The sequence below is a fragment of the Bradyrhizobium archetypum genome (assembly GCF_013114835.1).
In the GTDB taxonomy this organism is placed as follows: Bacteria; Pseudomonadota; Alphaproteobacteria; order Rhizobiales; family Xanthobacteraceae; genus Bradyrhizobium; species Bradyrhizobium archetypum.
In genome coordinates this window covers 1-19,564 of record NZ_JAAVLW010000015.1, presented here as the reverse complement: position 1 = coordinate 19,564, position 19,564 = coordinate 1, and the positions used below count along the sequence as shown (strand labels likewise).

The 19,564-nt window shown below is 63.9% G+C and carries 15 protein-coding genes; 5 read left to right on the top strand and 10 right to left on the bottom strand.

Annotated elements, in window-relative coordinates; all coding sequences use genetic code 11:
• Entirely contained in the window at window positions 1-1,863 is a 1,863-nt protein-coding gene (gene recQ, locus HCN50_RS31645; protein ID WP_171713805.1) for a DNA helicase RecQ, read from the bottom strand.
• Window positions 1,864-2,111: 248 nt separating this feature from the next.
• Here recQ and HCN50_RS31640 point away from each other — a divergent pair, with 248 nt between their 5' ends.
• Genes HCN50_RS31640 through HCN50_RS31630 form a run of 3 tightly spaced genes read left to right on the top strand, consistent with a single transcriptional unit; the run spans window position 2,112 to window position 6,186 of the window.
• Window positions 2,112-3,464, top strand: a complete 1,353-nt coding sequence (locus tag HCN50_RS31640) for a cytochrome c (protein ID WP_171713804.1) — start codon at window positions 2,112-2,114, stop codon at window positions 3,462-3,464.
• Window positions 3,461-3,958 carry a (2Fe-2S)-binding protein gene (locus tag HCN50_RS31635; RefSeq protein WP_171713803.1) on the top strand — a complete coding sequence of 166 codons (498 nt, stop codon included), beginning with the start codon at window positions 3,461-3,463 and terminating at the stop codon, window positions 3,956-3,958. The genes HCN50_RS31640 and HCN50_RS31635 overlap by 4 nt, the downstream gene beginning before the upstream one ends.
• Window positions 3,955-6,186 carry a xanthine dehydrogenase family protein molybdopterin-binding subunit gene (locus HCN50_RS31630; RefSeq protein ID WP_171713802.1) on the top strand — a complete coding sequence of 744 codons (2,232 nt, stop codon included), beginning with the start codon at window positions 3,955-3,957 and terminating at the stop codon, window positions 6,184-6,186. The genes HCN50_RS31635 and HCN50_RS31630 overlap by 4 nt, the downstream gene beginning before the upstream one ends.
• A 6-nt stretch (window positions 6,187-6,192) precedes the next feature.
• On the opposite strand, the gene HCN50_RS31625 is transcribed toward HCN50_RS31630, so the two are convergent.
• From HCN50_RS31625 to HCN50_RS31615, 3 genes are all read right to left on the bottom strand, one after another.
• Window positions 6,193-7,569, bottom strand: coding sequence for a vWA domain-containing protein (locus HCN50_RS31625; protein ID WP_171713801.1), 1,377 nt, complete (start codon window positions 7,567-7,569; stop codon window positions 6,193-6,195).
• 3 nt (window positions 7,570-7,572) lie between these two features.
• Complete coding sequence (locus HCN50_RS31620; protein WP_171713800.1) at window positions 7,573-8,520, bottom strand: AAA family ATPase; 948 nt, start codon at window positions 8,518-8,520, stop codon at window positions 7,573-7,575.
• 109 nt (window positions 8,521-8,629) lie between these two features.
• The gene (locus HCN50_RS31615) at window positions 8,630-9,262 is read right to left on the bottom strand and encodes an HAD-IA family hydrolase (RefSeq protein WP_171713799.1); all 633 of its coding nucleotides are present in this window, start codon (window positions 9,260-9,262) and stop codon (window positions 8,630-8,632) included.
• 111 nt (window positions 9,263-9,373) lie between these two features.
• Here HCN50_RS31615 and HCN50_RS31610 point away from each other — a divergent pair, with 111 nt between their 5' ends.
• Window positions 9,374-10,135: a S1 family peptidase gene (locus HCN50_RS31610; RefSeq protein WP_171713798.1), complete on the top strand. Its 762-nt coding sequence runs from the start codon at window positions 9,374-9,376 to the stop codon at window positions 10,133-10,135.
• Between the two features lie 100 nt (window positions 10,136-10,235).
• On the opposite strand, the gene HCN50_RS31605 is transcribed toward HCN50_RS31610, so the two are convergent.
• The 3 genes from HCN50_RS31605 to HCN50_RS31595 all read right to left on the bottom strand — a co-directional run bounded on the left by HCN50_RS31605 (window position 10,236) and on the right by HCN50_RS31595 (window position 15,695).
• Window positions 10,236-12,458 carry an acetate--CoA ligase family protein gene (locus tag HCN50_RS31605; RefSeq protein WP_171713797.1) on the bottom strand — a complete coding sequence of 741 codons (2,223 nt, stop codon included), beginning with the start codon at window positions 12,456-12,458 and terminating at the stop codon, window positions 10,236-10,238.
• A gap of 169 nt (window positions 12,459-12,627) precedes the next feature.
• The gene (locus HCN50_RS31600; protein WP_171713796.1) at window positions 12,628-13,206 is read right to left on the bottom strand and encodes a class GN sortase; all 579 of its coding nucleotides are present in this window, start codon (window positions 13,204-13,206) and stop codon (window positions 12,628-12,630) included.
• 203 nt (window positions 13,207-13,409) lie between these two features.
• Window positions 13,410-15,695, bottom strand: coding sequence for a marine proteobacterial sortase target protein (locus HCN50_RS31595; RefSeq protein WP_171713795.1), 2,286 nt, complete (start codon window positions 15,693-15,695; stop codon window positions 13,410-13,412).
• A 188-nt stretch (window positions 15,696-15,883) separates the two neighbouring features.
• Here HCN50_RS31595 and HCN50_RS31590 point away from each other — a divergent pair, with 188 nt between their 5' ends.
• Window positions 15,884-16,651 (top strand): helix-turn-helix domain-containing protein, encoded by a 768-nt coding sequence (locus tag HCN50_RS31590; protein WP_171713794.1) that lies wholly within the window; start codon window positions 15,884-15,886, stop codon window positions 16,649-16,651.
• A gap of 152 nt (window positions 16,652-16,803) precedes the next feature.
• On the opposite strand, the gene HCN50_RS31585 is transcribed toward HCN50_RS31590, so the two are convergent.
• The 3 genes from HCN50_RS31585 to HCN50_RS31575 all read right to left on the bottom strand — a co-directional run.
• Entirely contained in the window at window positions 16,804-18,348 is a 1,545-nt protein-coding gene (locus HCN50_RS31585) for an acyl-CoA synthetase (protein ID WP_171713793.1), read from the bottom strand.
• 417 nt (window positions 18,349-18,765) lie between these two features.
• Window positions 18,766-19,053: a hypothetical protein gene (locus HCN50_RS31580; RefSeq protein ID WP_171713792.1), complete on the bottom strand. Its 288-nt coding sequence runs from the start codon at window positions 19,051-19,053 to the stop codon at window positions 18,766-18,768.
• Window positions 19,053-19,564 (bottom strand): PspA/IM30 family protein (locus HCN50_RS31575; RefSeq protein WP_171713791.1); only part of this gene is annotated, 512 nt, incomplete at its 5' end. The genes HCN50_RS31575 and HCN50_RS31580, both read right to left, overlap by 1 nt.

Here is a 19,564-nt window from a genome sequence, read left to right as displayed (position 1 = left end):
TTACGCCCCGGCCTTCCGCACCAGCGCGAGCAGCTCGTCGCCGTAATGTTCGAGCTTCTTGTCGCCGATGCCGGGGACATTGCGGAGCTCGTCCAGCGTCGAAGGCCGCACGGCGGCGATGCCGTCGAGGGTGGAATCGTGCAGCACGACATAGGCCGGCACGCCTCGCTGGCGCGCGATTTCCGAGCGCCATGCGCGCAGCGCCGCCTGCAGCGCGGCGTCGGCAGGCTTCGCCTCTGCGCGCGGCGCCAGATCGCCGCGCCTTGATTTGGTCCGGCTGGCGCGAATGCGTATTCCGGCCGGGGCCTCGCGCAGCATCACTTCGGTCTCGCCCTTCAGGACGCCGCGCGCACTCTCCGTCAGTTTCAGTGCGCCGAAGGCTTCGCTGTCGGCTTTGAGATGGCCCATCGCGACCAATTGCCGGATTACGGCGCGCCACTGCTTCTCGTTGAGGTCACGGCCGACCCCGAACACCGACAGCTTTTCGTGGCCGAACTGCGTGACCTTCTCGGTCAGCCGGCCGACTAGCACGTCGATCAGGTGCATGGCGCCAAACCGTTGCCCGGTGCGGTAGGCGCAGGACAACAGTTTTTGCGCGGCGACCTTGCCGTCGCGGAGTTGCGGCGGCGACAGGCAGTTGTCGCAATTGCCGCAATTGTTGCCAGCGACTTCCTCGCCGAAATAGCCGAGCAGGCGGCTGCGCCGGCAGCCCGCGGTTTCCGCGAGCGCCACCAGCGCGTCGAGCTTGCCGATCGATACGCGCTTGAACGCCTCGGAGCCGATCGATTCGTCGATCATGCGGCGCTGCTGCACGATGTCGGTCAGGCCATAGGCCATCCAGGCGCTGGATGGCTTGCCGTCGCGCCCGGCGCGGCCGGTTTCCTGATAATAGGCTTCGATGCTCTTCGGCAGATCGAGATGCGCGACGAAGCGCACGTCCGGCTTGTCGATGCCCATGCCGAACGCGATCGTGGCGACGATCACGACGCCGTCCTCGTTGATGAAACGATCCTGGTTGCGGGCACGAACGCTGGCGTCGAGACCGGCGTGATAGGGTAGGGCCGGGATGCCGGCGCTGGTCAGGGCTTCAGCGATGTCCTCGACCTTGGCGCGCGACAGGCAGTAGACGATGCCGGCGTCTCCGGCGTGGCGTTCGCTGATGAAGGCCTTGAGTTGCGCCGGCGCGTTCTGCTTCTCGACGATTTCGTAGCGGATGTTCGGGCGGTCGAAGCTCGAGATGAAGCTCGGCGCGCCTGATAGCCCGAGCCGGGTCACGATCTCCTTGCGCGTCATCTCGTCGGCGGTCGCCGTCAGCGCGATGCGGGGCACGTTCCGAAAGCGTTCCGCGATTACGGACAGGCCGATATATTCGGGACGGAAATCGTGCCCCCATTGCGACACGCAATGCGCCTCGTCGATCGCAAACAGCGCGATATTGCACTGGCTGAGCAGGCTGAGGCAGCGAGCGGTAAGCAAGCGTTCCGGCGCGACGTAGAGCAGGTCGAGATCGCCGGCGAGCAGCCGCCGCTCGACTTCCGAAGCTTCGTCAAACGACAGCGTCGAGTTCAGCACCGCAGCATTGACGCCGGCTTCGAGCAACCCCGCGACCTGGTCGCGCATCAGCGCGATCAGCGGCGACACTACGATGCCGCAGCCTTCGCGCAACAAGGACGGCAGTTGATAGCACAGCGACTTGCCGCCGCCGGTCGGCATCAGCACGAGGCAATTGCCGCCATCAGTGACATGCCGGATGATTTCCTCCTGCGCGCCGCGGAACGCCGGCAGGCCGAACACGGAATTGAGCACCGACAGCGCGTCGGGGGCATTGCCGAATTCAGGGCGCTTGGCTGCGGGAGCATGCATAGAGGTGAGATCGTCCGGTTATGGGCATGCGGCGCCAGCCGTTTGGGGCAGGCAACCCACGAAATTGAGGAGATTCCAATAGGCCAAAAACATCGTGGCAAGTCCATGCCTGATTTTGATGTTCCCGCGGGCTCTTTTAGCAAGCAGCAAAGGGAGTCAACAGCCGGTGATCGGCGCGCCCGGGGCGGACGATGCAGATGGATTCGTGTTAGAAGGCAACCCAAGCAACAAAAAACCGAGGCGAGAGCATGCGGGCATCGGCGCGGATCATCGCGGGCATCGCTGCCGTCGTGCTGATCGCCACTGCGGCGACAGCCTTTGCAATTGCATGGCGCCCGGCAATCGCGACAATCGATCCTCCCGGACCGCAAGCCTTCGATACCGCTCTCGTCAAGCGCGGCCGCGACCTGGCGGCGATCGGCAATTGCAGCGATTGTCACACCTTGCGCGGGGGCAAGAATTTTGCCGGCGGCCTCCCGGTATCGACCCCGTTCGGCACAATCTTTTCCACCAACATCACCCCGGACCCGGACACCGGGATCGGCCGGTGGTCGGAAGCGGCATTCCGCCGCGCGATGCGGTCCGGCGTCAACCGTGAAGGCCAGCACCTTTATCCGACATTCCCATACGACCACTTCACCAATGTCAGCGATGAGGACGACCGGGCGCTCTATGCCTTCCTGATGACGCGGCAGCCGGTTCGCGCAGCGCCACCCGAAAACCAGCTCTCTTTTCCGTTCAATCAGCGGCTCGCCATCGCGGGATGGAAATTGCTTTTCCTTCGCCACGATACTCATCGGCCTGATCCCAAGCAGAGTGCCGAATGGAACCGCGGCGCGTATCTGGTCGAAGGGCTCGCGCATTGCGGCGCCTGCCATACGCCGCGAAATGCGCTCGGCGCGGAGCGCGTCAGCGCGCAGTTTTCCGGAGGCGATGTCGACGACTGGCACGCCTACGCCATCAACGAGCAGTCCCGCTCACCCGTGCCCTGGACCGCCGACGCATTGTTCGCCTATTTGCGCGAGGGCTGGCATCCCGATCACGGCACTGCGCGCGGACCGATGGCCAAAGTGGTCAGCAATCTGTCCTCGGTGCCGGCAAGCGACGTCCGGGCTATCGCGGTCTATATGGCCGGCGTGTCCGACAAACCGGCATCTGCCCGCGCGGAGCCGAACGAGGCCGCCCTGGCGCGAGCCGGGAGGGCGGCGCAGACCAATTCCGCTGGCGCGTCGATCTACGCTGCGGCCTGCGCGTCATGCCACGAGGGCCGCAGGCCGCTTCCCTATAGCGGTGTCAATCTCAGCCTCAGCACCGCGATCTCAAGTCCCGATCCACGCAATCTAGCCAATATCGTGCTGTCGGGCGTGGACGCGGTGGAAGGCGAGCGCAGCCCGATCATGCCGGGCTTTGCCGCCAGCATGAACGATGAACAAGCTTCGGCCTTGCTGAACTATTTGCGGGCGCGGTTCAGCGAGCAACCGACATGGACCGATCTCAAGAAGACCATCGCCGACGCCCGACGCACGCAGGCCGTATTTCTTCAGACATCGCCCGGGCCGCGCAACGCGCCGGCCGATCCTCAGCAGCGAGAAAAGCCATGATGACATTGAAGGTCAACGGCCGCGAGCACCAGGTCGATGCCGAGGCGGATACGCCGCTGCTCTACGTGCTTCGCGACGACCTCAAGCTTAACGCCGCCAAATTCGGCTGCGGATTGGGCCAATGCGGCTCGTGCACGGTGATCGTCGACGGCCAGGCCGTGCTGTCCTGCGTAACGCCGATGGTGCTGCTCGAAGGCAAGCAGGTGACGACACTGGAAGGTCTCGGCACGATCGCCGAGCCCGCGCCGATCCAGCGCGCGTTCATGGAAGAGCAGGCGGCGCAATGCGGCTATTGCATTCCAGGAATGATGATGCGGGCGCAGGCCTTGCTGCAGAAAAATTCGAAACCGACCGACGAGCAAATTCGCGCCGAACTCGAGCCGCATCTGTGCCGATGCGGCACCCACATGCGGATTTTGCGCGCGGTACACCGGGCGGCGCGGTTGATGGATACGGCCGATGCGTCAACGACAGCCAAGGGGAGCGCACGATGAACGGTCCCATGATGCTTGATCGCCGCCGCGTGCTTGCAGGCAGCGGCGCGCTGATCGTCAGCTTCTCGCTCAGCAGCGCCTTGGCACAGCAACACGACGCGCCCGCGACCGCCGCACCGAACCCGCCCGGCAGCTTGAAAACTTCGCCATATCTCGATGCCTGGATCCGGATCGATGCCAATGGCGCCATCGAGGTGTTCACCGGCAAGGCCGAGCTCGGCCAGGGCTTCAAGACCGCGTTTCAACAGATCGCGGCCGAGGAACTCGACGTTGCATTTGAGTCTCTTAAGGTAACGACGGCCGACACCCGCTTGACCGCCAACGAGGGCTACACGGCAGGCAGCAACTCCATGAAGGACAGCGGCACTGCGATCCAGAACGCGGCGGCACAGGTCCGTGCGCTCTTGATCGCGGAGGCGGCGCGGCGGCTCGATCAGCCCGAGGCTGATCTGCGGACCGAAAATGGTGCGGTCATTGCGCCCGACGGCAAGCGCCTGTCCTATGGCGAACTTGTCGCGGCCGACATGTTGCACGTCCAGGCCCAGCCGAGTTCCAAACTGAAAGACCCTGCGACATTCAAGCTGGTGGGCCAGCCGGTACCCCGCGTCGACATCCCCGCAAAGGTGACCGGCGGCGCGGCCTATGTCCAGGACATGCGGCTGCCGGGGATGGTGCATGCCCGTGTCGTACGGCCGCCAAGTTACGGCGCGCAATTGACCGAATGCGACGCCGCCGCTGTCGAGAAAATGCCCGGCGTTGTCAAGGTGGTGCGGGACAGCAATTTCCTGGCTGTGGTCGCGGAAAAGGAAATCCAGTCGATCAAGGCGATGAACGCGCTTGCCGCGGCCGCGAAGTGGAAGGAGACGGCGAGCCTGCCGAAGCAGGATGATCTACCCAACGTTCTGACCGGCTTGCCGTCGCAGAACACGACTATCTTTGAGCGCGGCGATCCGGCGGCCACCGGCGTCAAGACCATCGAGGCGATCTACACGCGGCCCTATCAGGCGCATGGATCGATCGGGCCGTCCTGCGCGGTCGCACAGTTCATCGACGGCGAGATGACGGTGTGGACGCATACACAAGGCGTCTATCCCGATCGTCAGGGGATCGCCGAAATGCTGCGCTTGCCGCCGGCCAGCGTTCGCCTGATCCATGTCGAAGGCTCGGGCTGCTACGGCCATAACGGCGCCGACGATGCTGCAGCCGACGCCGCGCTGATTGCCCGTGCACTACCCGGCCGCCCGGTCCGCGTACAATGGACGCGCGAGCAGGAGCATGCCTGGGAGCCGTTCGGCCCGGCGATGGTGACGAAACTCAAGGCCTCGCTCGACGGCAACGGCAGGATTGTCGATTGGAATTTCGATGTCTGGAGCAATACGCATTCGATGCGGCCGGGCGGCGCCGGATCGCTGCTGGCCGCGCAGCACATGACGCAACCTTTTGCCGTGCCGGCTCCGAAACCGTTGCCGCTGCCGGAAGGCGGCGGTGACCGCAACGCGATCCCATTCTACAGTTTTGCCAATGCGCGCGTGGTGCATCACTTCATCCCCGCAATGCCGGTGCGGATTTCGGCGATGCGGGCGCTCGGCGCCTACCACAATGTGTTCTCGATCGAGAGCTTTATGGATGAGCTGGCTGCACTCGCCGGCGCCGATCCGGTCGAATTCAGGTTGAGGCATCTCGACGATCGGCGCGGCCGCGACGTTATCGAAAGGGCCGCGCAAGCCTTCGGGTGGAAAGCCGACCAAAAGTCGGCGCAGGATCGTGGCTATGGCTTTGCCTTTGCGCGCTACAAGAACCTGGCGGCGTATTGCGCTATTGCGTCCGAAGTCGAGGTCAATCGTGAGACCGGCCGCCCGCGTCTGGTGCGCGCGGTGGCAGCGGTCGACAGCGGCCAGGTGGTCAATCCGGACGGGTTGGTCAACCAGATCGAGGGCGCGATCGTGCAGTCGATGAGCTGGACGCTGTATGAGAGCGTGACGTTCGACGACACCAGGATCACCAGCATCGACTGGCAGACCTATCCGATCCTGCGTTTCAATGCTGTGCCTGACAGCATCGAGGTTCACATCATCAACCGGCCGGGGCAGCCGTTTCTTGGCAGCGGCGAAACCGGGCAGGGGCCGGCGGCAGCCTCGATTTCCAACGCGATTGCCAATGCCACGGGAAAGCGGCTGCGGAATTTGCAGCTGACGCGCAAGCGCATCAAGGAAGCAATCGATGCGTGAAGGCGGCTACTGATAGCTCGCCACGATGTCCGACACTGCGCGCTCCAGCTGCTTGGCGGTGGCGCATTGGCGGACCACGGTACAGAAAGTCGAATAGCGTGGCATTTCCGAATCGCCCCAGCCCCAGGCCATGCGGCCCTCGGGATTGAGCCAGACCAGCCGCTTCGACCGCTCGGCGATGCGGCGAAGGATGTCGGCGCGCGGATCGAGGTTGTTGCTGCGGGCATCGCCAAGCACGATCACGGTGGTCTGCGGCGTGATCGTGCTCATCCATTCAGCCTCGAAATCCGCGAGCGAGCTGCCGTAGTCGGACGAGCCGAAGCCGACCTTGGACATGATCTCGGCCATTGCCCGTTCCGGCGATTTCGATTCCAGGATGTCGCTGACCTCGATCAGCTGCCCCGAAAAGGCGAACGAGCGGACGTCGTCGACGACCTCATGCAGGCTGTGAATCAACAGCAGGAAGAAATCCGAAACCCGCGCCACCGAACCGGAGACGTCGCAGAGCGCGACAATCTTCGGCTTGTCGCGGTGCCGCCGTTTCCAGGCGGTGAGAAACGGCACGCCGCCCCAGGCAGCGTTGCGCCGGAGGGTACGGCGCACGTCGAGATGGCCGCGGCGCTGGCGCTTGCGCGGCTTGGAGTAGCGCTCGCGCAGGCGGCGGGCGATCTGGCGTATCAGATGGCGCATTTGCTCGACCTGCCGCGGCTCGATCCGCGACAGCGGCGCATTGCGCAAAATTTCGTTGCGCAGGTTTTCCGCTTCCTCGCGCCCGTACAGCATCAGCGCCTGCGAGACGGTGTCGCGCACGGTGCCGCGCAGTCCGTCCAGCGCATTGGTCAACCGCTCGGCCAGCGCCGGGTTGGTGGCGGCGAGATTGTCGAGATCGTCGCGCAGGCGCTGGATGCCCATCTGGTCGAGGATCCGGCCGGAGAAGATGCCGCGCTGCGTGAAGTAGCGAATATCCGACAACGTGGCTGCGCTCGCCGCGTTGGCAATAGCCGCCGAAATCGCGTTGCGGTCCTGCGCCAGCAGCATCTGGGCAAGCTGGCCGAGCCCTTCGGCCTGCGCGTCGCTGCCACCCCCGTCACCAGGTGAATCGGAGGCCGAATTGGATCCCGAACGATCGTGCTCGCCCGCCTTGCCGCCGTCGGGCGGCGATTCCGGCTCCGGCTGATCGAAGAACAGATCGAAGCAGTCGCCGAGCGCCTTCTTCTCGTCCTGCGTCTTGGCGAGCGTCAGCAGAAACGTGTCACGCAGGATCGCGCGGTCGGTAAAGCCGACCTTCGAGACCGCCCGCATCGCATCGATGCTTTCGGCCGGCGAGAGCCGCACGCCTGCGCCCCGCGCCGCACGAAAGAAGCGATGCAGGTTCTCTCTCATTCGTCACCCGAAGACGCCTTGACGCGAGGCTTTGGCGATGAAGGTGGAGACCTGGGGCATGGTGGCCTCGATATCCGCCTCATATTTCAGGAGAACGTTCAGCGTGTCCTTGACCACCCCATGGCCGAGTTCGGGGGCCTGCAGCAGCACCAATACGCGCGCCCAGTCGATCGTCTCGCTGACCGACGGCAGTTTCTTCAGATCGAGCGTGCGGACTTCGTTGATGAAGCCCACCATCTGCCGGCGCAGCGTCTGCGAAATCCCGGGCACGCGGCTTTCGACGATCCGCTCTTCCAGCTTCTGCTCGGGGAAGCCGATATGCAGATGCAGGCAACGGCGCTTGAGGGCATCGCCGAGATCGCGCTCGCTGTTCGAGGTCAGGATCACGGTCGGCGGCGAAACCGCGACCACGGTTCCGAGTTCCGGAATCGTAACCTGGAAATCGCTGAGAATTTCCAGCAGCAGGGATTCGAACTCGGCGTCCGACTTGTCGATTTCGTCGACCAGCAGCACGCAGCCGGCCGGCTGCTCCAGCGCCTGCAACAGCGGCCGCGGCTCGACGAATTCCTTGGAGAAGAACACGTCGCCGAAATCGTGAAGCTGGTTCAGCGCCGCTTCCAGCGTTGGCGCGCCGCCAAGCACCTCGCCGAGCTTGTCCTTCAAAATCTGCGTATAGAGAAGCTGCTTGGCATATTTCCACTCGTAGAGCGCCTTGGCCTCATCGAGCCCCTCATAGCATTGCAGGCGGATCATCTTCATGCCGCGCCAGGCGGCGATCGCTTTTGCGAGTTCCGTCTTGCCGACGCCCGCGGGGCCCTCGACCAGAATGGGCTTTTCGATCTGCTGTGCCAGATAGACCGCGGTGGCGATCTGGCGGCTCGCAATATAGCCTTGCGCCGCAAGACCGCTTTCCACTGCCTCGATGGAGGCCGAAGGCCCGATGTCAGCCACGGGGTTTCAACTCCGAATTCGCTAGATTTCGGAGTGTTCTGCCTGCGTTCCCGGCAAAGAACAAGCGCCGTTTGGTCATGGCGTGAGCGCGAATTGCGGTATTTTCCGCCTAGCGCAATGCCAGCCCGGTCGCCGCCTCAAGCTCGGCGATCGCCTGCGCCGCACCGACCACCTTGATCGTGGTCATGCCCATCTCACGCGCCGGCTTCAAATTGATGCCGAGGTCGTCGAGATAGACGCAGTTCTTGGGCTCGACCTGCAGCGTCTCGGCCATCATCCGGTAGATGCGTGGGTCGGGCTTCCGAAGGCCGATCTTCGCGGACTCGATGACGTGGTCGAACAGCGCCATCACTTCAGCGACATAAAGCGTGCGGCCGCTCTGGCTGCCGATGGCGTTGGCTGGAAGATTATTGGTGATGCAGCCGGTCTTGAACTTTGCCTTGACGCGCTTGAGTGCCTCGACCATTTCGGGCCGCAGGTCGCCGGACAATAGCGGCAGCACGTCCTTGCCGCGAACTGCCGCACCCAGCGCCAGCGATTCCGCCGCAAACAACTCGTCGAAGGCCTCGATGTCGACTTCGGCGCGCTCGAACTTGGCCCAGGCGTTCTCCAGGTGATTGGCGGCGTTGGTGCGCCGGATGATGTCGGTGGGCAGCCCGCGCTCGGTCTCGAATCGCGTAAAGGCCTCGAACGGCGAGGTGGTCAGCACCCCGCCGAAATCCCAGATCACTGCCTCGATCATTGTTCCCTTGCCTGATAGAAACGTCTTTCGAGCGGCTAACACGGAATGCCCCATAGAGCCAGCCCGATACGGCGCTTGGCGACATGCGCGCCGCAGGCTATTGCTGCGCCGATGAAAATCCTGCGTCGTGCGATCGCCGGCCTTGCGCTGCTGCTGTCCGTTCCCGCGCATGCGATCGTCGGCGGTGGCGCGCCATCGACGGACGGCGTGGCGCGCTCGGTCATCACCATCGTCGGTTCGCGCGGCAATTTCTGCACTGGCGCGCTGATCGCGCCGAGACTGGTGTTGACAGCGGCGCATTGCGTGCAGCCGGGCGCGGACTACAAGATCGTCGAATATGGCGCCGACCGGCAGCCGTCGCTGCAGGACGTCAAGGCGGTCGCTATTCATCCAGGCTTCAATATGCAGGCGATGTCGGGGCACCGGGCGACCGCAGACGTCGCGCTGTTGCGATTGGCCGCATCGCCCAAAGGAAAAATGCCGGCCGCGCTCGGATTGCCCGAAATCCCGATCAATGTCGGCAGCCGCTTCACGATCGCTGGCATCGGCGTGACCGTGCGAGGCGACGGCAAGAGCGGCGGTATCGTCCGCGTTGCCGGCCTGGTCGCAACCGGCAAGCCGGGGACGCTGCAGATCCGCCTCGTCGATCCGGTCAGTCAGGGCACGCGCGAGGGGCTCGGCGCGTGCACCGGCGATTCCGGCGCGCCGGTGTTCGAGGACAAGCAAAATGGCCCGGTGATCATAGGCCTGGTGAGCTGGTCGACCGGGCCGAACGGCAGCGCCGGTTGCGGCGGCATGACCGGCGTCACGCCGTTGACGCTGTATCGCGACTGGATCTTGCAGACGGCGCAGAAGTGGGGCGTGGGGTTGTAATATCCAACCCGTCATTGCCGGGTTGACCGGCAATCCATCTTCTCAAAGAGATTCATTTTAGATGGAATGCGCGGGTCAAGCCCGCGCATGACGAGTGAGCCTAATGCCCCGCCGCCTTGTTCGCCGCAGCATTATTCAGCACGATCAGGCCATCAACGGCGACGCCGACTTTGCTGTTGATCAGGAAAGGGTTGACGTCGATCGAGGCGATGCGGCCATCGGCATCCGCCATCAGGTTGGAGAGCCCGACCAGCGCCTTCACGGCGGAGGGCTCGTGCAGCGCCGGCTTGCCGCGATAGCCCTTCATCTTCACACCGGCCTTGGTCTTGGCGATCAACTGTTTTGCCTCGGCCTCGTCCAGCGGCGCGCCGGCGAGCGCGACGTCCTTCATCAATTCGATATCGACGCCACCGGTGCCGAACAGCACCACCGGCCCCATCTCGGCGTCAAGCGAGGCACCAACCACGAGTTCGAGATCGGCCTTGACTTGCTGCGCAATCAGGATGCCTTCGAGCTTCGGCTTGCCCTTGATCTTCTTCACGCGCGCCGTGATGTCGTTGAACGCCTTCTTCACCTCAGCCGCGCTGTTGAGGTTCAGCACGACGCCACCGATATCCGATTTGTGCAGGATGTCGGCACTGACGACTTTTGCCACGACGGGAAAGCCGATCTTCTTGGCGATCTTCACCGCCTCCGCCGCGGTCTGCGCGATCTCTTCCTTGGAGACGGGAATGCCGTAGGCCTTGAGCAGTTTCTTCGAGGCGACCTCATCGAGCGCGGCCGCACCGTTGGCCGCCTTGAGCGTCTTCTCCAACATCGCCCGCGCCGAGGCCTTCGAGCTGGACACGATATCGGGCACTTCCTTGCGCAGGGATGCATATTCGATCAGCGATTTGATCGCCCCGACGGCGCGATCGAGGCCCTGCATGACTGCAACGTTCGGCAGCGATGTGCGCAGGGCCTTGGTGAATTCGGTAAATCCGATCGACATCGCGCTGATGTAGACCACGGGCTTGTTGGCGGCGCCCGCCATCTCGTTGACGAGGCGCAGGTTGCGCTCGCGCACTTCGTGCGGCGCCTTCGGCAGTTCGGCGTCGATGATCACGATGTCTGTGTCGGGATCGTCGATCATGATCTTGATCGACTTGATATAGACGGAAGGGTCGACCACGGCGGCAAACCCTGCATCGAGCGGATTGCCGACGATGCTGCCGGGACCGAGCATCTGGGCCAATTGCGCCGTCGCATTCGGACTGAGCGGGGCAAAGTTCAGGCCGGCCGAATAGAATGCATCGATCAAGAGGCCACGCTTGCCGCCGGAGAGCGATACCGCGGCGAGCCGGTTGCCCTTCGGCGGATCGGCATGGACGAAACATTCGGTGGTCTCGATCAGCTCGTCCAATCCGCGGACGCGGATCACGCCTTCGCGGGTCGAGATCGCATCAAAGGTTTCGATCGAGCCGGCGAGCGCGCCGGTATGCGCCATCGCGGCGGCGCGGCCGCCCTCGGAGGCGCCGAGCTTCAGCGCGATGACCGGCTTGCCGGCGGTGCGCGCGGCCTTGCAGGCCTCGCGGAACACTTTCGTGTTCCGGACGCCCTCAAGATAGACCACGATGACACGGATCGAGGGATCGGCCGCGAAATAGGTCATCAGATCAGGCGTCTCGAGGCCGGTCTCATTGCCGGTCGTCACCATGTAGCCGACGCCGACCCCGCGGTCCTCGAGCGTCTGGCGGATCGCCATCACGATCGCGCCGGATTGCCCTACGATTGCGACCGGACCGGCTTCCATGGTGACGATGCGGTCGTCGATATTGGTGAACAGCTTTTCGCCCGCGCTTAAATTGCCGAGGCAGTTCGGGCCGGTGACGGCAAGGCCGGTCTCCTTCACGGCCTGCTTCAGTTCGACCGCCAGCCGCTGGCTTTCCTCGTCCTGCAACTCGCTGAAGCCCGAGGTGACGATGGTGGCGGAGCGCGCGCCGGCCGCCGCGGCATCGCGGATCACCTGAACCGCGAAGCGCGCCGGTACCAGCACCAGCACGTGATCGGGCTTTTCGGGCAGGCTGGCAAAATCCTTGTAGCAGGGCACGCCCCAGATCGTTTCGCGCTTGGCGTTGACCGGAAACAGTCCGCCTTCGTACTTATACTTGATCAGATTGTTCCAGATGCGCTCGGCATAGTTGCCGGGCTTGTCGGTCGCGCCGACCAGCACGATATTGCGCGGGTGCAGCATCGCATGGATGCTTTTGACGATTTCGCTGGCGTCAGGCGAGGGCGACCATTTTTCGACCATGTGCGATGCGGTGCTTGCCTGAGCGTCCATGGATGTCCCTAACTCTGTTATCTACTTGCCATGGCGATCGAGAATCCTCGTCGCGACATGTCTTTCTTTTGATTGCGCCCTTTTTATTGAGACTTGATGGGGGTGGCAACACGCGTTGGGCGATGAGCGCCATTCGCGCCGCGCACGATTTCCCGGCTGGCGGAGAATTTTAGCGCGGCCCCGGATCAGGCCTAATCATGGTGGCGTGAACGAGATAGCGTTCCGGTCCCGACGTCAGCGCGTCAAATGGCCAGCAGGTCGACAACACCAGTTGATATCCATCCGCGAATGGATCGATGCCGGATGCATCGAAACGCACGACGGAAGTGGCATCCACCCGGTAACGGAAGTGTTTGCCGTCGCTGCGCGTTACCTCGATCTCATCACCGATCGCGACGTTCTTCAGAAATCCAAAATGCGTATCACGATGCGCCGAATAGACGGCGACGCCGCGCTCGCTGGCATTGGCCGTCCGTTCGACATGCCCCGGGCCGAAGGCGAGCGCCTGGCCGCTGCTGCCCGCAAGCACGATAGCGCGGGCACGAAGCCGCTTCACTTCGATGCGGGCCACCGGCCATGTGTCCGCCCACGACCACGGCTTGTTCTCGCGCCCGGTTGCGATGGTTTGCTCAAAGGCGCGTTCGAGCAGGACCTGTGCGAGCAGCGCTTTGGCGTGGATGTAGGTGCCTTGGCTGAACAGGATCAGGCCAATGAGGGCGAGGAGGAGAGGGAGGACGAAGCGGGGCATTTCAGCTTGCTCCTCCGTCATTGCGAGCGAAGCGAAGCAATCCATTGCGGCCGCATGTGCGGAGGGATGGATTGCTTCGTCGCTTCGCTCTTCGCAACGACGCCGGGTGGGAAAAAACGGCGCGCGCGGCCTTTGGGGACGGGTGGGAGCCGCGCGCGCTCTGGAAGGAGGAGGTCGGGGGTCCCTCCTCCTTTCGGCCGACGTCAGCGCAATGACATCTGACGTCGATTGAACTGACGCCGATTGAACACGAGCAGGATCAGGCCGACCGTGAGCAGGATCACACCCGCAATCATCTTCAATTCGGCGTCGGTGGCCGTCTTCGGCAGCGCGATCGCGTTGGGCGCTTGCGTAGCGATAGGCTGTACGCGTTTCAGCGCCGCGACCTGAAGTCGCGCCTCATCCGTATCCGCGTGCCGTTCGGTCGGCGTTGCCGGAACGCGCGGGCGCTCGCCGAACAGCTTTTCGATGTCCCAGCCGGCCGGCAGATTGATCGGCAGTTCCGAAAATTTGAGCGGCTCTCCTTCAGGACGGCTCGGTGTCTTGTCAACTGCCACCAGGCTGGTCAGCCGGGTGACGAGCTGATGCTCCAGCGCCAATGCGAGGATGGTTTTGTCGGCTTCCTCCGGGGTTGCCTGCCGCGTGGTGCGCGCAACCTCCGCATCCGCGATCTTGCGCCGCGCCCAGAGCTTGGAGAGGCCTTTGCCTTCGGCGGCACTCGTCAGCGGCAAGGTGACGATCCAGGGGCGGTCGCCAGCGCGGCCTTTGATCTCGACCGAGCCAGTAAGCTTGTCGAGCTTGGCCGCCAGAACCAGCGGCTCGTCGCGATAGATGTCGGGGAGTGCGGCCGGCGTCATGTCGGCACTGGCGTCGGAGAATTTGGCGGCCAGATTGGTCACCGCAGGATTCTCCAGCTTGGCAAACAGGCTGCGCATGCGCTCCTCGACCTGTTCGACCGACCCGATATGGGTGAAGGTGCCGCGGCCGAGTTCGGCGGCGCGCGTCATCAGGTAGGTGTTTGGAGCAGAGCCGATGCCGACCATGAAGATGCGCGAGCGGCCACGCAGCGCGTTGATGGTTTCGAACAATTGCTGCTCGTTGCCGATCGCGCCGTCGGTCAGGAACACGACCTGCCGGACGTAGTTGGCATCGCCGGCCTTGTCGAACAGCGCCGCGCGCATCGCCGGCACCATTTCTGTGCCGCCATTGGCCTGCAGCGCACCGACAAAGGAAGTTGCCCGACCAATATGAGCGCGGTCGGCCGGCACGGCTGATGGGAACAGCACGTCCATGGTGTCGTCGAACCGAATCACGTTGAAACGGTCGTTCGGCTGTAGTCGGCCGAGGGCGTAAGTGAGGCTCGCCTTGGCCTGGATGATCGAAACGCCGCCCATCGAGCCGGAATTGTCGATCACAAAGATCACCTCGCGCGGCAGCGGTTTCTGCTGCGCCTGCTCGACTGAGGGCGGCGTGACGAAGGCGAGCAGGTAGTCGCTGTCGCCGACACGCTCGCGGAACAGCCCAACCGACGGTGCCATTTCGGCTGCCGGCTTCCAGGTCAGCTCGAAATCGCGGTCGGCCGGCACCGGGCCTTCGGCAAGCGTGATGATGTCCGTATTGGCATCGGGCTTTTCGGTCTTGATCGCGTGATGGTGGCTCTTGACCTCGCCAAGCGGGAAACCGGCTTGCAGCCGCACGGTGACGCGCGTCGGATTGACTGTCGCATTGATCGCGGGATCAAGCACCTCGGGCGAGATGCGGTCGCGATCCGGCACAGGATCGGATTTGATTGCACCCCAACCGCTGCCCGGCCGGAAGTCGACGCTCTGCACGACAGGCGCCGGATTATAGCGCGGGGCGACCACCATCGGCACGCGCAGCGAAAATGCGTTGCCGGATTGCTGAACCGGCTCCTGATATTCGATCTGCACCAGCACGGTTTCGCCGGGACCGATATTGGCGACGGAGTTGGTGAAAATGTTCGGCCGTTCCTGTTCGGTCAGCGCCGCCTTCTGCCCGCTCTGTTTCGCCTGTTCGTAGATCGCCTTCGCCTGCTGCCGTTCCTTGATGTCGCCAACCACGACGCGATCGCCGATCACCATTTTCAGCGAATCAACTGCGCCGCCCGCGGGCAGGGGATACACGTAGACCGCCTCGACCCAATCTTTCGATGGATTGCGGAAAATCTGGGTGACGCGCGCGCGAACCGTGGGGCCGGATACGGTGAGATCGACATCGGCGCCGAGCCGTGACGCATCGGCATAGCCCTCGTCGATCTTGAGGAGCAGCGAGCCGGCACGCGCATCGCCGGGCTTGAGGAAATTGGATTGCAGGCGTTCCGCCGACCAGACCGGCTCAAAACTCAAAAATAATGCCGCAAACCCGACCAGGATCACGGCAGCGCCTTGCATCACAAAGAACAGCACGAGCCGGATCAGGCTGGGCTGTTCGCTGCGTTTGTCAGCCTCAATTTCGTCGCATGTCGTCATGTCGTTCTCTCCCGAACGGCGATTTCGCCGTGTGGGAAGCGTGTGGAATTCAGCGATTTGGCGCGAGCGGAATGATCGGCATTGTTCAGTCGCCCGCCACCGGGCGTCGCCAAGGCGGAGACGGCTTTGTGCGGGTTTGTGATGGATTGTGCGTCTGCTAGACTGGCGCGGTTTAGGCAGGGGTGACGATGCAAGCGCCGGACAAGCAGCTTTCCGCCGAGCAAAGCCGGCAGGTGGCCGACAAGATTCGTGAGGAAATTGCGCGTCGCCGCATCTCGCGGCAGGCGCTGGCCGAACAGGCCAAGCTCAGCCTTTCGACGCTCGAAAAGGTGCTGGGCGGGCGCCGCCCGTTCACCCTCGCCACCACCGTCCGCCTCGAACAGGCGCTCGGCGTCTCCTTGCGCAAGGCGCCGGAGGCGGTGCCGGCGCCGGCGATCGCCATCAACGGCGAGGTGGCGCCCGATGGCCTTGGCGCCTATTCGCGCCGCGCGGTGGCCTGGATCGAGGGAACCTACGTCACCGTGCGACCGTCGTTCGGCGACAGGGACGCGATCTTTGCCTACCGCACGGAAATAACCTGGGACAATGCGGCCTCTTCACTGGTGTTTCATGAGAGCGAGCGGCAGGACGCAGCCTTCACCCAGTTCGGTGAAGTGGCGGTGCCGAATCAATCAGGCCACATCTATCTCGTCACCAACCGGCACGGTCAGCATCGCCTGATCACAGTGGCGCGGCTGGCGATCTCGGGCGAGATGTACGGCATTATCACGACCCTGCTCGCCGGCCGCGGCTCGATGCTGACGCCGATCGCAGCGCCAATCGCCTATCTGCCGATCAAGATGGTGGCGAACCCGACATTCGGCCGCGTCTCGGCCGACGATCCCAACTACGCGCAGTACCGCCAGCATCTGCGGCGAACGACGGATGAACCATTCGCGCTGTTCCTGCCGGGGTAGCTCTCTCCGATCCCTCGGCCCCACTCAACTGTCATCGTCCGCGAAGGCGGACGATCCAGTACGCCGCGCCCCTCGATTCAATTGCCGCAGCCGGTGTTTACTGGATGCCCGCCTTCGCGGGGCATGACAACGGCTTTGCTTACCTGCAACTGTCACGATGCCAGCTTATCCGTCGCTTTCGGCGCGTTGAACTGCCGTCGCAGTGTCGGCTTGTGAATCTTCCCCGTCGCATTGCGCGGCAGCGCGTCGACGAACTCGATCAGCCGCGGACATTTGAACCGCGCCAGATTGGCCGCGCAATGGGCGTGAATTTCGGCGGGTGTCAGCGTGTGGCCAGGTTTGATGGCAACGATTGCCATGCCGACCTCGCCCCACTGCTCGTCGGGAATGCCGATAACGGCGGCCTCCGCAATCGCGGTGAGCTGATGCAGCACGCTTTCGACCTCGGCCGGATAGACGTTCTCGCCGCCGGAAATGTACATGTCCTTCCAGCGATCGACGATATAGTAGAAGCCCTCTTCATCGACCCGCGTAGCGTCGCCGGTGTGCAGCCAGCCGTCAGTGAAGGATGACTTGTTGGCGTCCGGCCTGTTCCAGTAGCCCGGCGTGACGTTCGGCCCTTTGACCCAGAGTTCGCCGAGCTCGCCGACATCGGCGTCGGTGCCATCGGGGCGGACGATCCGCACTTCCGTATGCAACACCGGCTTGCCGGAGGAGCCGGCCTTGCGCGCGGCGTCCTCGCGGTCGAGCGCCAGCACGGCCGGCGACGTTTCGGTCATGCCATAGCCCTGCTGGAGGGCGACGCCGCGTTCTTCCCACATTTTCAAGAGCGGCACCGGCATCGGCGCGCCGCCGACGCCGCCGATCGCGAGGCGACTGAAATCGGCCGTCGCGAATGAAGGATGCTGCGCCATGAACTGGTAGATCGCCGGCACCCCGAAGAAGTGCGTAATGCAATAGGCAGGATCGCTGATCAGTTGCAGCGCAAGGCCCGGATCGAATGCGCGCATGATCAGCACGGTGCCGCCGGCATGCAGCACGGGATTGGTGTAGCAATTCAGCCCGCCGGTGTGGAACAGCGGCAGCACCGTAAGCAGCACCGTCGACGGCGATACATAGGCTGGACCGCCGAGGTTGACGCAATTCCAGAACGTCATGCCGTGGGTGATGATCGCGCCCTTGGGCAGGCCTGTCGTGCCCGAGGTGTACATGATGGTCGAGATGTCGTCGTGGGTGACGAGCTCAAACGTCTCGAGTGGCTTGGAGGCTGCGATCGCCGCCTCATAGCTGCCGCCGGCGCCGAGCAGCAGTGTCCACGAAACGTTGCAGAGCTTTGCAACCGTCAGCGCGATCTCAGCGAGATCGGAGTCATGGATCATCACGCTCGGCGAAGCGTCGCCGACGATGAACTGCAATTCGGGAACCGTCAGCCGCGTATTCAGCGGCAGGAACACTGCGCCGAGCCGGCCGCAGGCGAACTGCACTTCCAACGTATCGGTCGTGTTGAGCGCCAGCACCGCGACGCGGTCGCCGCGCTTGACGCCGAGCGCCTCGCGCAGATGGGTGGCAAGCCGCGAGATCCGCGTGTCGAACTGGCCGTAGGACTGCCGGCGGTCGGTCGCGAGATCGATGGCCGCGATCTTGTCCGGCGTGCGGCGGCCGAAATGGGCGATCCAATCGTAGTAACGAACGGACAAAGCCTCCTCCACGTCCAGCGGTCTCGCGCCGCCTGTTTTTGATTGACGGCATTCTATTTAGCAGATGAGGGTCATATAAGGATGCTGTCTTGCGTGGAGTGGCTGAGGCATGACGCGACTTCACGATCTCGTGGCCCGATCTGCCCGAGACTTGCTATCGAATTTCCTTGCCCTCCAGTCAGAAGCTTCAGGGAATGCCGGGTGCACGCTGCACCCGCGGTCTCGTGTGCAAAAGTGTGCAAAAAGGCGCACACGAGCATACAGGTTCAGCGGAGGCATCCGACATTCCCTGCGCAATGGTTTTACGGCTTATATCGTGCTCTCCCCGGCGGGCCGGGCTCGTTATCACCGTCGCCTCGCGGGCGGATGATCCGCGAAATGCCAACAAGCCGGCGCGGCCGCAGTTGGCCCGCTCCGTCAACCCGACGTCGCGCGTGTCTTCGCGAATGCCCGGCGGCCGAGCCAGTACATGAAGGCTGCCATCGCGCCGATGCCAATGAGGCTCGGCAGACTTCCGGCAAGGCCGCTGGCGATTGCGGCAAAGCCCCAGATCGCCACGAAGAAGTAACAAACTAGGCCGATCACGGCCTGCCCGCCACGGCGCGCCACCTTGGCGGTTCCCGTGGCGACCGCGGCGGCGGTTCGGGCCGTTCGGACCGCCGCGCCTTCGTCCAGCCGGTGCCAGTCTGTCGGCTTGTGAATCATCAGGCGGCCTGCTGAGCCTTGAGCGCCGCCAGCCGCTCGGCGATGGTGGCGCTTCTCTGCATGCTGTCAATTTCCGCGACGCGATTGATCGTGTCCCCGTCGGCGCGGGTGAAGCCTATTCCACCAGCTCCGGCCATGGCGCGATCAAAAGCCTGCTCGGCCGCGTCGACCCTCTTTTCGACCGAGCGATCCGGGCGGGTCGGACCGTCACCTCCGAGCGCCGCCTCGCGCCGGGAGATCAGGTAGGCTTGCAGCGCATCTTCCATCTGGCGCTTGCGGGCGCTGAGCGCGGCGAGGCCGTCATCCAGCCGCTGCTCCTCTTCGCGCGCCTGTTGCTGGACCGCGTCGAGCTTCTTGGCCTCCGCCTCGAAATCGACCTGGCGCGACAGCGCCGCTTCAGCGAGATCCTCGCGGCCTTCGCCGAGCGCGAATTTGGCTTTCGTGGTGAGCTCTTCGGCGCGCTCGGTGAGCATCTTCTGCTGCCGGGCGGCCTGCAGCCGGCGCGCCATCG